The organism is Sporosarcina sp. FSL W7-1283 (assembly GCF_038003105.1).
GTDB lineage: Bacteria > Bacillota > Bacilli > Bacillales_A > Planococcaceae > Sporosarcina > Sporosarcina newyorkensis.
The window spans coordinates 2,264,904-2,279,690 of sequence record NZ_JBBOOL010000001.1; the positions used below are offsets into that span (position 1 = coordinate 2,264,904).

General features: G+C 43.9%; 13 protein-coding genes. 2 read left to right on the top strand and 11 right to left on the bottom strand.

Going from position 1 to position 14,787, the window contains the following annotated elements; translation table 11 throughout:
* Positions 1-104: 104 nt before the first annotated feature.
* From MKY93_RS11140 to MKY93_RS11180, 9 genes are all read right to left on the bottom strand, one after another.
* The gene (locus MKY93_RS11140) at positions 105-3,179 is read right to left on the bottom strand and encodes an SMC family ATPase (RefSeq protein WP_340759093.1); all 3,075 of its coding nucleotides are present in this window, start codon (positions 3,177-3,179) and stop codon (positions 105-107) included.
* Positions 3,176-4,330: an exonuclease SbcCD subunit D gene (locus tag MKY93_RS11145; protein ID WP_078816948.1), complete on the bottom strand. Its 1,155-nt coding sequence runs from the start codon at positions 4,328-4,330 to the stop codon at positions 3,176-3,178. The genes MKY93_RS11140 and MKY93_RS11145 overlap by 4 nt, the downstream gene beginning before the upstream one ends.
* Before the next feature lie 43 nt (positions 4,331-4,373).
* On the bottom strand, positions 4,374-5,090 hold the full coding sequence (locus tag MKY93_RS11150; RefSeq protein ID WP_078816949.1) for an NAD-dependent deacylase: 717 nt from the start codon (positions 5,088-5,090) through the stop codon (positions 4,374-4,376).
* 132 nt (positions 5,091-5,222) lie between these two features.
* Positions 5,223-6,227: an aliphatic sulfonate ABC transporter substrate-binding protein gene (locus MKY93_RS11155; protein WP_078816950.1), complete on the bottom strand. Its 1,005-nt coding sequence runs from the start codon at positions 6,225-6,227 to the stop codon at positions 5,223-5,225.
* 29 nt (positions 6,228-6,256) lie between these two features.
* A complete protein-coding gene (locus MKY93_RS11160; protein WP_078816951.1) occupies positions 6,257-7,012 on the bottom strand; it encodes an ABC transporter permease in 756 nt (251 codons plus the stop codon).
* Positions 6,945-7,787, bottom strand: coding sequence for an ABC transporter ATP-binding protein (locus MKY93_RS11165; protein WP_078816952.1), 843 nt, complete (start codon positions 7,785-7,787; stop codon positions 6,945-6,947). Before MKY93_RS11165 ends, MKY93_RS11160 begins: the two co-directional genes overlap by 68 nt.
* A 239-nt stretch (positions 7,788-8,026) precedes the next feature.
* Entirely contained in the window at positions 8,027-8,953 is a 927-nt protein-coding gene (cysK, locus tag MKY93_RS11170) for a cysteine synthase A (protein WP_078816953.1), read from the bottom strand.
* Positions 8,954-9,042: 89 nt separating this feature from the next.
* The gene (locus MKY93_RS11175) at positions 9,043-10,257 is read right to left on the bottom strand and encodes an MFS transporter (RefSeq protein ID WP_078816954.1); all 1,215 of its coding nucleotides are present in this window, start codon (positions 10,255-10,257) and stop codon (positions 9,043-9,045) included.
* A 30-nt stretch (positions 10,258-10,287) separates the two neighbouring features.
* Positions 10,288-10,767 (bottom strand): PaaI family thioesterase, encoded by a 480-nt coding sequence (locus tag MKY93_RS11180; RefSeq protein WP_078816955.1) that lies wholly within the window; start codon positions 10,765-10,767, stop codon positions 10,288-10,290.
* Positions 10,768-10,934: 167 nt separating this feature from the next.
* Between MKY93_RS11180 and MKY93_RS11185 the strand changes: the two genes are divergently transcribed.
* Positions 10,935-11,381, top strand: coding sequence for a hypothetical protein (locus tag MKY93_RS11185; protein WP_078816956.1), 447 nt, complete (start codon positions 10,935-10,937; stop codon positions 11,379-11,381).
* Between the two features lie 82 nt (positions 11,382-11,463).
* On the top strand, positions 11,464-13,272 hold the full coding sequence (gene pepF, locus MKY93_RS11190; RefSeq protein WP_340759094.1) for an oligoendopeptidase F: 1,809 nt from the start codon (positions 11,464-11,466) through the stop codon (positions 13,270-13,272).
* A 62-nt stretch (positions 13,273-13,334) separates the two neighbouring features.
* Here pepF and MKY93_RS11195 read toward each other — a convergent pair whose 3' ends face one another.
* Both MKY93_RS11195 and MKY93_RS11200 read right to left on the bottom strand, forming a co-directional pair.
* Entirely contained in the window at positions 13,335-14,351 is a 1,017-nt protein-coding gene (locus MKY93_RS11195; RefSeq protein WP_221836312.1) for an LLM class flavin-dependent oxidoreductase, read from the bottom strand.
* 5 nt (positions 14,352-14,356) lie between these two features.
* Positions 14,357-14,713 carry a winged helix-turn-helix transcriptional regulator gene (locus MKY93_RS11200; RefSeq protein WP_340759095.1) on the bottom strand — a complete coding sequence of 119 codons (357 nt, stop codon included), beginning with the start codon at positions 14,711-14,713 and terminating at the stop codon, positions 14,357-14,359.
* Between the last annotated feature and the right edge of the window lie 74 nt (positions 14,714-14,787).

Below are 14,787 nucleotides of genomic sequence, written 5' to 3' on the forward strand. Positions count from 1 at the left end.
TGTATCCGTGATATACCTGCCTTCTTCTATTTAATATACTTTTTCAAAACAAAAAAACTGACCATATAAGCGATCAGTTCTATCCTTTCCTTATCACCATCTATTTAGCTCAGCACAAACTTCGTCTTACTATATCCCTCTTTCAATTTTGTAACTTGCAATGTCGCTGGAATCGCTTCTTTCATTTCGTCAATATGTGAAATAACTCCAATCATTCTTCCGGATTGTTGCAAAGCGATCAATGTATCGATCGCTTTCTGAATGGCTTCCTCATCCAGTGCACCGAACCCTTCATCTATAAACATTGTCTCCATCCGTACAGCACCTTGGAAACTTTGGATAACATCCGCCATGCCAAGTGCCAGACAAAGAGACGCATTGAACTTCTCGCCGCCTGACAACGTCTTTACATCTCGCGTCTGGCCTGTATATGCGTCATGGACATCAATACCCAGCCCGCTTTGCTTCCCTCTCGTTTCCTGACGATCGCTGCGGACTAATTCATACTGCCCATTCGACAGATCTCGTAAACGGATATTCGCCGCTTGGATAATCCGTTCCAAATATTCAATTTGAATATATCGTTCGAATGAAATTTTTAACCGATTTTGACCACGTACAATATCGTAAAGGTCTGTGTACTTACCATGTGTTTTCTCTAATCCCACTTCACGTGATTTACTGCTTTCCAGCTGTTCACACAATTCTTCTGAAGACTTTCTCCATCCTTCTGACTGATTGAAATGTGCAAATGCCTTCTCATATTGTTCTTTCAAAGATTCTACTTGCTGTTCCAGTGTCTCGAGATCAATCAGTTTTTTGCCTTCAACCGATTGTTTCAGTTCATCGACAGAAGCTCTTAAAGTATGGAGCGTTTGATTGTACGATTGTAAACGATGTCTAATTTCTTGACGATCGCTCGAGGATAATTTTACTTTCAGATAACTTTCCTCCGACGTAAAACCTTCCTCTGCCAATCGCTTTTTAAATGCTAGCGTACTACGATTCAATTTCTCCTTCATTTCCGCCACAGATTGCTTTTCCATCTGTTCACGCGATTCCATTTGTGTTCGCAAGATATTCGCTTCTTGCAATTGCATTTGAATTTTTCCCCATGCATCTTCTAACTGCTGACTAACGGCTTCTTTCATTCGTATCTGTTCATTTAAAGCAGCAAACTCTCTTACTTCTTCAGGGACAGATGCGATTGTATGGTCATACACGGCTCGCTTCGTTTCCAATTCACTTTTTGTTTCATTACGCTGCTGTTCCATTTTTTTGGTTTCAGCCATCTGTTTGTCCATAGCAATTTTAACTTGAGTTTCGGCATCTCTTTTCTGCTTTAAAACATCTCGATTCTTTCGAAGCACAGCCACTTTGTTTTCGAGATTCGTCTGTTCAGCTTTGTAATCACGCCCGAAATCGACGTCCTGTTCATCCAGTTCGTGTTTGATTGTTTCTAAATTTTGCTGAAGCTGCCGAGTTTCAGCAGATTTCGTATGAAAGACTTGCTCCTTCGATGCCAACTCTTGCTTTGCCTCGTCCAATTGCTGTTTTGTTACATTCTGTTCTTCTGAACCTGTTGCTTTTGCAGGATGGTGAGCGCTGCCGCAAACAGGACAATCTTCTCCTTCTTTTAAGGAAGCTGCCAGCAGCACTGCTTGATTACCAATCCAACGATCTTCCAGCAAACGATAAGCCGAGGCATACTCTTCGTATTCTTCTTTAGCAGCTTCATATTGAAGATGAAGCTGCTGAAGTTCGTGAACTCTTTCTTGATAGAATTTCAATTGTTTCGCAATGGCAGTTAAAGCGGCTAGCTCGTCCAGATGCAGTTCGTAATCTTCCAATGTACCTTCCAGTTCCTCGATTTCTATTTTCCGGGAAATAATAGTGGCTTGCTGTTGCTCAACCGCTTGATAATTTTGCTGTAGTTGCGTCTCAAGCTGGTCCGTTTTCTTTTGAAGCTGATCAAGCTGCTGACGCTGAGCCGCCAGTCCAGTGACCGTCGGAAGAAGTCCGTTCAATCTTAGTAATTCTTCCTTCGCTGCTATCCGGTCTGATTCCTTCACTTTCTCCTGTTCATATGAAGCCTTAGTATTCGCAAGTTGTTCATTAGCATTCGCGAGCAAGTGAACCACTTCTTGATAACTGCGGTCTTTCTTGTCCTGTTCTAATTTATTCGATTTCACTTGTTGTTCCAGATCTTCCAAGCCGGCAGCGCGTTCGGCTGCTTGCAATTGTTGCTCCAGAGAAGTCATTTCATCTTGCTGCGCGTACAATCGCTGAAGATCTTCCTGACGCTTCTGCAGTTTCTCAAACAGTTCATTAGTAGTGCGAGCAGAGTACAATTCTTTTTGTTTATCATTATGGAAGGTATAAAAACGGGTATAGTCTTCATGTTTTTCCACGGATTGTGTTTGGTAATACTGTTGTTCTTCTTGCAACCCTAAAATTAGCTGATGAAAATTAGGGTACTCCGATTCCAGTTCAGTGAAGAGCAATGCATCACGCACAGGCAATTTCGCTGGAATTTGATGTAGAATAGCATCGCTAAGCTGTTTCTGTCGTAGATATTCCATTTTCGCTTCATCTTTTTTCGCCTTTAACCGGTCAACGATTTTCTGATAAGGTTCCGTTTTAAAGATCTTGCGCATGATTGCTTCCTTATTTCCTGTATCGGACGTAAGGAATTTACGGAACTCCCCTTGGGGAAGCATCATGATTTGACTAAATTGCGCGTGTGTAAATCCTAATAACTGCTCGATTTTCTCATTCACTTCAGTGACAATTTGCCGATCGACTACAGGAATGTTTTGCTCATCCTTCACCTCATACAGTTCACAGCGCGCAGATGTTTCGGATTTATTGCCTCGTTTTCTGTAAGGAATCTGCCGCAAAACACGGTATCTTCGTTGATGAATATCAAATAGTAATTCCACCGTCGTCTGAACAGAGTCATCTGCGAATTGACTGCGTAATGCTTTTGAATCTGTTCGGTCTTCCCCGCTCGCCAGCCCATAAAGTGCAAAACAAATGCCATCGAATATCGTCGTTTTTCCTGCACCTGTCTTACCTGAAATGACGAATAAGCGATGCTCTTTCAAATCACGAAAATCTACGGTCTCTGTATCTTTATACGGGCCGAATGCAGTCATGTTTAATGTGATTGGCTTCATGCTCTGTCCTCCTCATTCATGACATCCCATAAAACTTCTTCAAATAACTTCGCTGTTTCTGCATCAGCTTCTTCACCTTGCAGCTCTTTGTAGAACGATAAAAACATCGCACGATCGTCTTCCCGCTTTTTTACGTCTACTGCAGCACTTAATCCTTCAGACGACGATGTGAGGAGCTTTCTTTCGATGTGCATAGCATTCGGGTAGACAGAACGAATTTTTTCCATCGGCTGGATGATCGGCACAGTATCCGATAGCTTCACAAAAACATAGTCTTCATTCGGCTGGTGTGCAAGCAAGTCTTCCATAGTTCCTTCGACAGTCCGGACGTCATGACGCGGAGTCAGTGATCGTTTCTCCACATCCACTTTTCCGTCTTTTTGCAGATTAATGATGAGATAGCCTTTTTGATGATTCTCTTCTGAAATGGAATATTTCAAAGGCGAACCTGAATACCGAATCGTTTCATTCCCAACAAAATGAGCTCTATGCAAATGCCCAAGTGCTGTATAATGGAAAGGCTCGAACAAATTTGAGGAGACATATTCTGCTCCCCCGATTGATAAGGGTCTCTCTGCGTCGCTCGTATTCTCTTCTTTTTCACCAATTGGTGTGATGAATGCGTGCCCCACAAAAATATGTCTTGCGTTTGGTTCCATCGATAATCGTAAATGATCGATGACTTTTTGCATCGCTTGTTGGTGGCTGCTGATGGTGTCGTCTTCAAATAGGCTTCTAACAATAGATGGATCAGCGTATGGTATGAGGTGAAAATGTACGTCTCCAAATTCATCTTTCAAGACTACTGGCGGTAAATCGGCAGATAGTTCTCCTGTTATGTAGAGCCCTCGTTCTTTCATAAATGAACTGCCAAAGTGAAGTCGACTTGGGCTGTCATGGTTTCCGGCGATTGCGATGACCGGTGTTTGCAAGTCTATAACGATTTCCTGCAGGACTTCATTTAGCAGTCCGACAGCTTCGGTTGGCGGGATGGCACGGTCGTATAGGTCGCCTGCGATGATGACGACGTCCGGTCTTTCTTGTTTGATATCTTCGATAAAGGCTTGCAGGATGAAGCGCTGGTCTTCCGTCATGTAAACGCCTTGAACCAGTTTGCCAAGATGCCAGTCCGCTGTGTGGAATATTTTCAAATGTATTCTCCTCTCGGGGTATATAAAAATGGCCAGTAACCTTTTATCGCAACAATTCCTCATCCGCTTCCTTTAAAACTTCTCCAATTTTCCGCCCGTTGATGACCAAATCTGCGATGTCGTCCATTTCAGTTGCTTCCAAATTGACGATGACTACTTTTGCACCTTGTTCTTTTGCCATCGTCGGGAATTGATTGGCTGGGGAGACGGTTAATGAAGAGCCTAGGACGATAAATAAATCGGCTTTTTCACTTTCGAATATAGCCTGGAGAAAAGCTTCCTCAGGTAGCATTTCCCCGAAAAGAACAACGGATGGTCGAAGTTTGCCACCGCATTCGCAGTAGAATTCGTCCTGTGCGTAGCGTTCATTACTGTAGTCTTTTCCGCAGCTTTCACAATGAACCTTACGGAGCGTACCGTGCAGCTCCATCACGTTTTTCGACCCGGCCATTGTATGGAAACCGTCGACGTTCTGCGTAATGATACCGCTGATCAAGCCTTGCTGTTCCCACTTCGCCAAGATGCGGTGTCCGGCGTGCGGTCCAGTTTCCTTCGTGGCCAGTACGCGTTGTTTGTAGAATTGGAAAAATTGCTCGACCTGTTCGTTGAGAGCGGTCACACTCGCCACTTTTGATGGATCTTCCATTTCCCACATTCCTGTTTTGGCCGAACGAAAATCCGGCAATCCGCTTTCCGTCGACATTCCCGCCCCTGTATAGACGATTGTCCTCTTTGATTTCTTCAATAAATCTGCCAGCATACATTCTCATCCTTTCATAATAGCGAAATTACGTTCTCTCTTTATAGTAGCATATTTTGTTTTCATCCGGATTGACAAAACTCCAACGACATAGGAAAAGCGAGCATCCTATTTTGGACACTCGCTTTCATTTTATTTGGCGGTAATTTCCTTAATCACATTCAAATCAATCAAACCGTCAATATCATTCGTTTTAATATAATCTGCTTCCTGACTGATATCCGCCATTTCTTGTAAGACGTCTTCATTCACTTCCGTCGTCACTTCGATCCGGCTGAATGCCGCTTCAAGCTCTGCTTTGTCTAATTCTTTGCCTGTCAGCCCTTTAATATGCTTCACGACAAGTGCTTGTGCTTCTTCCGGCTCATCACGCACAAACTGCACCGCTCTGGCATGGGCTTTTAAATATGCTGTCACAAGCTCTTTATTTTGCAAAAATCCATCGCTTGTCGCTACAACAGTATTTGTTGACTCTTTGCCCCATGCAAAGTCTTCCCAATCCAATAACAGTTTTCCGCCTGCTTGGTTTTGCAAAATATAGCCCCATGGTTCTTGAGTCGCCGCGGCATCAACTGATTTTTGTATGAATAATGTAGCGGTATCTGCAGGAGCAGCTGCGAATAAGTCTACTGTTCCGCCATTTGTTTTTGCTTTCAAGTTTACGTCTTGCAATGCTTTACGCAACATGACGTCCTGCGTGCTGCCGATAACAGGAATCGCGACTTTTTTTCCATCTAAGTCCGCCAATTCATCGATGCCGCTATGACCACTTGCCACCAATACTGCGCCACCATTCACCGCACCTGAAACGATATGATATTTTGGGTCCTTGACAAAATAGTTGATGACCGGTCCCGGACCAACAGTTCCAATATCGATTGAATTTGTAGCCATTGCTTCCATGAAAAGACCGCCGTTGCTCACTGTCTTCGTAGAAATTTTGATATCTTCACCAAATTCTTCTGCAAAGTAGTTATTTTCCAGACCAATGATCGTTGCAATATGTGTTAAGTTCGGGAAATAGCCTATCTTCACTTCATTTTTATCAGCTTCTGCTGCATCTTTTTTACCGCACCCAGATAAAATCCCAACGAGTGCCACTATAGAAATCAACACACCCAGTAACTTTTTATTCATCTCATTCTCCCCTTTTCCAATTGGATTCGTTACGTCCGAATTCCCCATTTTCGTTCTACGTTTCGTTCCAAACGTAAGAATAATACATTATCCATAATCGTTCCGATCACTCCTATGATGATCATGACCGAAATTACGAGATCCATCTGACCGAGCGCACGGCCTGCTTCCAGCAATTGACCGAGCCCGACACCAGCACCAAGCAACTCACCTGCCATCAGGGCGCGCCATGAGAAAGCCCAGGCAATACGTAAACCGGAAATCAGCTGCGGAACGGACGCTGGCAAGATTACGGTCCTTAAAAAATGAATTCCACTGGATCCAAGAGACTTAGCAACTCGTTGGTAAAGTATGGGTACATTTTTGAACCCACTCGTCGCATTGACTATCATTGTCCAAGTAGCCCCTAATGTAACGATAAATAAAATAGCGAAGTCATTTAGACCAAACCAAATGATCGCCAATGGAAACCAGACGATACTGGGAATCGACTGCAAAGCCGTCACAAGAAAACCAAGCGTATCTTCCACCAATTTATAGCGCCATATCAAATAACCAAGCACAAGACCGAGAATCGATGCAATGGTGAAACCGATGAGCAGGCGACTTAGACTAGCTCCAATTGCGACTAGAATCTGGCCGGATATGAGCCCGGAAAATAACGTTGCCATCACTTGCGTAAAACTCGGAAACATGAAATCGGGTAAATCCGATAATCTAGATGTGACTTCCCATATCGCCACTAGCATCCCGAGAAACGCTATTCGTCTTAAAGCTGTAGTCATCGCCCATCTCCTCCTTCAGCACCTTCTCTATTTCGTCTTGCAGTTCTGCTAAAATTTGCTTTTCCAATTGCAGTGTCACGTCACTTGGTACAACGCCATCTTTTGAATCCTTAGATGTGAAGACCGCTTTAATTTTTCCAGGACGAGTAGCGAATACTACAATCTTTTGGGAAAGCAGCACTGCTTCTCGGATGTTATGGGTAATAAAGAAAATCGTGACTTTTGTTTTCCTCCAAATATCCAGTAACTCTTTATGCAACACCATGCGCGTCTGCTCATCCAGTGCTGCGAACGGTTCATCCATCAATAAAATATCAGGCTCCATCACGAGTGCACGTGCTATAGATACTCGCTGCTTCATCCCCCCCGACAACTGATGCGGATACGAATGAATATAATTTCCTAAATGAACCATTTTCAGCATCTCAATCGCTTTCTGTTCCGCTTCTTTTTTCGGTATCTTTTTCAGCAGCAAGCCATACGTCACATTATCCAGGACAGTCAGCCATGGAAATAATCCCGCTTCCTGAAAGACGACAACGCGGTCTGAACCCGATCCAGTCACTGTCTTTCCGTTAATGCTGATCGTTCCTTGATCCGCTTTTTCAAGTCCTGCAATTAAGTACAGCATGGTGGATTTTCCACATCCGGATGGACCGACAATCGAGACGAACTGACCTTTCTCCACCTCAAGGTCAATCTTATCCAATACTTTGACCGTTCCTCTTTCTTTATGGGGAAAGCTCTTTTCAATCCCTTTAATTGATAAATACATGTCGATTCCCCCTATTGCTCATTTTGTTTTCTATCTAAAACTTTTAATTCCTACTATCTTTATATGTTTAACCATGTATATAATCTACCATTCCTATAGGATTTGTCAACACTATTTTAAAAATTCTTTTTTAAAGTTGCAATTAATTTTTTAAACTGCAGGAAAACGGTGGAATCAAATTGTTCACAAATCAAAAAACCTCCTCTGCTATGCAGAAAGAGGTTAATAAATAGATTTTGTTAGTGAAACAAGTCACTTGATAGATATCGTTCACCGGAGTCAGGTGCAATACAGACAACCGTGTCCTCAGGTGTCAGCCGTTTGGCCACTTGCAAAGCAGCATAGAGTGAAGCACCGCCAGAAGGGCCAAGCAACACACCTTCTTGTTTCGCAAATTGCCGAACTGTCGTATAGGCATCATCATCTTCGATTCGGAAAATCTCATCATAGACATCGGTGTTCAATACTGGAGGAATAAAACCAGGACTCGTACCCACAAGCTTATGTTTTCCCGGCTGACCACCCGATAAGACCGGTGATCCGGCAGGCTCCACTACATGGACCGTAATTGTTGGATCGTGCTGTTTCAGTGCCTCTCCAGTACCTGTTACTGTTCCTCCAGTACCGGAAGTACAGACAAAGGCCGTCAGCTTACGGTCGATCGAAGCGATTGACTCAATAATTTCAATAGCAGTTGTATGCCGATGGCTGTCCGGGTTCGCTTCGTTCTCGAATTGCATCGGAATGAAACTGTGATCAATCGATGCAGCAATTTCATTCGCTTTTGCAATCGCACCCGGCATGCGCTCCGAACTTGGTGTAAGAACCACTTCTGCTCCATAAGCCTTCATCAAATTGATCCGCTCAATCGTCGAGTTGTCGGGCATGACGAAGATGGCACGATAACCTTTCGCCGCCGCATTCATCGCCAAGCCGATTCCAGTATTGCCGGAAGTCGGCTCAATGATCGTAGCGCCAGGCTTCAAGACTCCGCTTTTCTCTGCTTCCACAAGCATTTGATAAGCAGCTCGGTCTTTGACACTGCGGCTCGGATTGAAATACTCCAGCTTGACATAAACAGCAGCACCACTCGGGCTTCCTAGCGTACGTACTTTTACTAAAGGCGTTTCTCCAATCAACTCCGCCATATTATTTACAACTAACATTCTCGTTCACCTTCTTTTTTAATGGTGAACCTAGTATAACAAACTAAAAGCTTTAAATCATAGTAATTTGATATAAATTATAAGTTATTTCAATTCATCGCTTGAACTTTCTGGTCACGCGGCAATCCCAAGCCAACCAGACCAATGAAAGGTAAGAACGATGTAATAATCATTGTTTGATACACTCCTAACGAATCCATCAGACCACCAATCGCTACCGCGCCGATAGCACCCATTCCGAATGCCAATCCTACCGTAAGACCTGCCATCGTACCGATTTTGGACGGCACCAATTCCTGTGCGTAGATTACCGTCACCGAAAAGCTCAGCATAATGAAGAATCCGATGACAAGCAAAAGCAATATGACCGCCCATAACGGAGCGTACGGCAACAACAGGCAGAGCGGCAAAGGCACGACCAGAGACAAGACAATGACTTTCTTTCGTCCGATCCGATCTGCCGCTGGTCCGCCAAAAAACGTTCCGACTGCGCCCAGCGCTAAAAACAAGAAGATATAGAGCTGGCCATGCTGGATCGTCAATCCGTAGTTATCTATCAAATGAAAGATATAAAAACTCGTAATATTCGTCACGTAAAATGATCGGGCGAAAATAACGATCATTAAAAGAATTAATGCGATGGTAATTTGTTTTTTCGACAGATTCTCCATCGTGGACAAAATAGCCTTTTTTCTTTTGCCCAGACGTTCCTCATTTAACTGTTTCTTATACCAAACCGAAATACGGTACAACAGCGCAATTCCTGCCGCTGCCACCAAAACAAAAACTGCTGCTCCGATCTGTCCGAGCGGAACGAGAACAAATGCACTAATTAACGGGGCAAGCGCTTGGCCTGAGTTTCCGCCTACTTGAAAGATAGATTGCGAAAGTCCTCGTTTATTACCGGCAGATAAAAAAGAAACACGGGAACCTTCCGGATGAAATACCGCTGACCCAAAACCTAGAAATAGCACCGATACAATAATCAGCCAGTAACTAGGCGCTAGCGCAAGGCCTGCCATCCCGACTAACGAAAACGTCATACCAATCGGCAAAGCGAAAGGCTTCGGCTTGCGATCACTGAAATAACCGATGACCGGCTGTAGCAAAGAAGCCACGATATTCAGCGCAAATACAATGAAACCTAATTGCTTGAACGAAAACTGATGTTCTTTCTCAAGAATCGGCAACATGGCCGGGATCACCGCCTGCAACGTATCATTAAATAAATGACAGACACCGATTGCAATCATGATTGGAAATACAGGATTTGCAGCCGTTGCAGCCTGTGGAGAATTCTTCATTATCTGTTCACACCTTATCTAGTTGCCGTTTTATTCAGTAAATGTAGAGGGCATCACGACACCGACTACTTCTCCTTTGGCGCATAATTCCTCTCCCGCAAAGATTTTCACATCCACCTTCCACTTTTTCGGATGGATTTCCGTGACTTGCCCAACCGCCTTCAGCACTTGACCTTGAGGCGTCGGCTTGTTGTATGTAATTTGCAAGGAAGCCGTAACGAAACGAGGTGGAATTGCTCCGTCGCCGGGTTCGTGACCATTTTTACGATGCAACGCAAGCGAGCAAGAGCCCGTGCCATGACAGTCCAAGAACGACGCCAGAAATCCGCCATAGACAAATCCCGGGATCGCAGTATAGGTTTCTGACGGCAAAGTATACGTCACCGTTTCCTCACCTTCCCATCCAGTACGAAAATGATTACCTGCTTCATTTAATCGGCCACAGCCATAGCACCACGAAAAATCATCTGGATATTCATCTTGAATTGCATGGGTAATAAATTCTTTCACGACAGCTCCTCCTTCTAAATGAATTCTCTCTATTATACATTCCGAATATTGAAATATCGAGTGTAAATTAATATCGGTACAGCCGAGTCTATAATTCAGTGCGTATAGTAATAGAAGTATTCATATACTATGAAGAAACACAGAGTATGTAAAAGGAGTGAGTTTCAATGAAAATACGTGCTGTTTTACTGGCCTTATTAGTTTCAGCAGGTTTCTATGTGATGGTCCAGACAATCAAGGAAACTACTTTCCAGCCCACTGAATGGTTATATGCAGATCAGGATGGAACGCCCTATTCCTCTATCATCTTCCGACAACCCGGCTTACATGAACAACCGTCCGTCACATGGAAAGTAGATCAAGTGGATGAAGTCAATCGCCTGCTTCATTTTTTGCAAGCTTATGAGTTTGAACGGGTTGATCCGGATACTTTGCAATTATTTGACGATCAGCCTCTCTTCACTATCGACCTTCACGATGATTCAGGAAACCGTATGACAATCTTAATAGAAGAAGGGATTTTGATTCAAAACGATCAATTATACTACGAAGTCGTCAACGGACCTTTACAAGTTGACTGGTTGATGGAATTTATCATTTCCAATAAACCGTAATTTTGTACTCTCGCTAGTATCTGTACTATACTATTAAATAATTCGGAAATCGAATAATCGAAGCAAAGGAGCGATCCACATAGTGAAAAGCTTACCTAAACGTGAACAAGTTAAAGTAGAGGAAACATGGAACTTAAAAACTTTATTTGAAAATGACAGCGCTTATCAGCAGGCTCTACAAGAGGCTGAAGCAGATTCCACCACATTCGCAAAGCACTATCAGGGAACGATTAAAGACACAGCTTCAGCAATCAAGGCATTGGATGCATACCGCAGTTTGCAAGAGAAAATGACCAAGATTGGCAGTTATGCAGAGTTGTCTGCCAGCGTCGATTTGACAGATGATGAGGCACAAATGAGAGAAAGTCAATACGGATCGATCGCTGCTAAAATTGGCAGTCAAACTTCATTTGTCATGAGCGAACTATCGGAACTGCCTGAAGAAGTTTTACAGCAGGCAAGTGAGCAATCAGAAGATTATGCAGTGACATTCGAGAAGATCATACGCAAAAAGCCATATCAGCTGCACCCCGAAGTAGAGAAAACACTCGCTGCATTCTCTTCGACTTTCCAAGCGCCATATACTTTGTACAATACGACCAAGATGGCAGATATCAATTTTCCTAATTTCACTGTAAACGGAGTGGATTATCCACTTAGTTATGTTTCATTTGAAGGTGTTTGGGAATCCGAGCCGGATACTGCCAAAAGACGCGCCGCATTCCAGACTTTCTCGGGCAAGTTAAGAGAGTATCAGCATACAACAGCAAAAACGTATGACATGCATGTCCAAATGGAGAAAACTACAGCCGATTTACGTGGCTATAAATCCGTTATCGACTACTTGTTGATGGATCAGGACGTGGATCGTTCGATGTACAATCGACAGATCGATGTCATTATGGAAGAGTTGGCTCCGCATATGCGAAAATATGCGAAACTTCTTCAGAAAATCTATGGTTTGGAAGAGATGACATTTGCAGATCTCAAAATGCCAATCGACCCATTATACGAGCCTTCCATTACTGTTGAAGAATCAAAAACCTATATGAACGATGCACTCGCCGTCATGGGAGAAGACTATCTTGACATGGTAAACCGGGCTTTCTCGGAGCGCTGGATTGATTTTGCGCAAAACGAGGGGAAATCAACGGGTGCATTTTGTGCAAGCCCTTATCGCGGCGGTTCATTTATCCTGATCTCCTGGACGGGCAGCATGGAAGACGTCTTTGTGTTGGCACACGAACTCGGTCATGCGGGACACTTCTACCATGCCAACCAGGAGCAGAATTTATTTAACTACGAAGCATCCCTTTATTTCATCGAGGCACCTTCGACGATGAATGAAATGCTGATGGCCAACCATTTGCTTAAGAACTCAGAAGACCCGAAATTCAAACGATGGGTACTCTCTTCTATTGTTTCTCGGACATACTACCACAACTTCGTCACCCATTTATTGGAGGCGGCATTCCAGCGTAAAGTGTATGAACGGGTAGATGCTGGCGGCAATGTCAATGCAACCATATTGAATGAGTTAAAACGCGGTGTATTGGAAGAATTCTGGGGTGATACTGTCACGTTGAATGAAGGAGCCGAACTAACATGGATGCGCCAGCCTCATTATTATATGGGCTTATATCCTTACACATATAGTGCGGGGTTGACAGTCTCCACTGAAATGGCACAGCGCGTTCTAAAAGAAGGCGACCCAGCTGTCAAGGATTGGCTGAATGTCCTACGTGCAGGCGGATCCAAAAATCCAGCCGAACTTGCGAACATGGCAGGCATTGACATCACGACAGACAAACCGTTACGCGACACGATTGCTTACATCGGCGACTTAATCGAACAGATAGAGAAGCTGACAGAAGAAATTGAAGCTCAATAAAACGAACGTAAAAAAGCATCGGCTGTTCAGGATTCCCCTGCACAGCTGATGCTTTTCATCTTTCAGTCCATCAATTCACTTAAGATTTCATACGAACGGAGTCGGTCCTCGTGATAGAATATACCGGAACTAATGATCAGTTCATCCGCTTTTGTCATTTCCACAAATTCTTCAAGCTGACGGCGTACGGTTTCAGGTCCGCCTATAATGACGGACGGCGCATCCGCTTGCTGAGTGACCGCAGCCTGTTCATACGGTGACCATGTTGCATTGATGTCCTCAATCGGCGGTCTAAATTGTTTCGAGATACCTTGGCGAATATCCAAAAATTGCTGTTGCATCGAGGTCGCCAAGTACTGTGCTTTTTCATCTGTATCTGCCGCAATCAAGTTAACCCCTAACATTGCATGTGGCTTTTGAAGGTCTTTAGAAGGGCGGAAATTTTGATGATACAACTGTAATGCCTGCATCATATACGCCGGCGCAAAATGGCTAGCAAAAGAAAACGGCAATCCAAGTTGAGCTGCCAACTGTGCGCTGAAACCGCTTGAACCAAGCAACCAGATCGGAATGTCCTGCCCTGCTCCAGGAAATGCTCGAACTCGGGCAGTTGAGTCAGATGAGAAATAAGACCGCAATTCCTCCAATTGTTGAGGGAACTCTTCCCCACTGCTGTGCAATGTTCGACGAAGTGCATAAGCCGTCGCTTGGTCACTGCCCGGCGCACGCCCGAGGCCCAGATCGATTCGACCCGGATACATCGCATCGAGCGTTCCGAACTGCTCGGCAATAACAAGCGGCGCATGGTTAGGCAGCATAATACCACCCGAACCTACTCGAATCGTCTTCGTTTCCCCGGCAACATGTCCAATAATGACTGACGTTGCTGAACTCGCGACACCCGGCATATTATGGTGCTCTGCCAGCCAATAGCGGTTAAACCCCCAATCTTCCGCATGTTGGGCAAGGTCGACACTGTTCTTGAAAGACTGTCCCGCGTCGCTGCCTTCATTAATCATTGCTAAATCCAATATAGACAATGGTATTCCTTTGTATCTTTTAGCTTTTTCACTGATCACATCATTCACTCCTTATAACTACAGCCATTTTTCTTCACCCACTCAAAAATAGCATGAATTATTTTTTCTAATTCTTTACCTTTACCCGTCAGCTCATATTCAACTTTCCTGGCTGCTGGATCTGATTTCTTTTTAACGACCAATTTATGAGCTTCCAATTCACGCAGCCGCTCGGTTAAAAGACGATCCGAAATCCCTTCGATTTCAGACACCAGCTCGTGATATCGTTTTGGTCCGTCCAATAACTGATAGATAATAATTCCCGTCCATCGTTTGCCGATAAATTCGATCGTTCCATGGAAACTATCACATGTTTGTTGCCCTTTAGGGTTTACCGATTGAACGAACTCTTCATTATTCATGATTCGCACTACCCCAATCGTTTAGTACTATATTCGAGGTCTTCAGAAGCAACCAAATTAAGCTTACTAATAGT

Coding starts and splice junctions, on each gene's coding strand:
- MKY93_RS11155 (WP_078816950.1), bottom strand. CDS start 6,227: ATGAATAAAAAGTTACTGGGTGTGTTGATTTCTATAGTGGCACTCGTT.
- MKY93_RS11140 (WP_340759093.1), bottom strand. CDS start 3,179: ATGAAGCCAATCACATTAAACATGACTGCATTCGGCCCGTATAAAGAT.
- MKY93_RS11160 (WP_078816951.1), bottom strand. CDS start 7,012: ATGACTACAGCTTTAAGACGAATAGCGTTTCTCGGGATGCTAGTGGCG.
- MKY93_RS11200 (WP_340759095.1), bottom strand. CDS start 14,713: ATGAATAATGAAGAGTTCGTTCAATCGGTAAACCCTAAAGGGCAACAA.
- MKY93_RS11185 (WP_078816956.1), top strand. CDS start 10,935: ATGAAAATACGTGCTGTTTTACTGGCCTTATTAGTTTCAGCAGGTTTC.
- MKY93_RS11150 (WP_078816949.1), bottom strand. CDS start 5,090: ATGCTGGCAGATTTATTGAAGAAATCAAAGAGGACAATCGTCTATACA.
- cysK (WP_078816953.1), bottom strand. CDS start 8,953: ATGTTAGTTGTAAATAATATGGCGGAGTTGATTGGAGAAACGCCTTTA.
- MKY93_RS11165 (WP_078816952.1), bottom strand. CDS start 7,787: ATGTATTTATCAATTAAAGGGATTGAAAAGAGCTTTCCCCATAAAGAA.
- MKY93_RS11175 (WP_078816954.1), bottom strand. CDS start 10,257: ATGAAGAATTCTCCACAGGCTGCAACGGCTGCAAATCCTGTATTTCCA.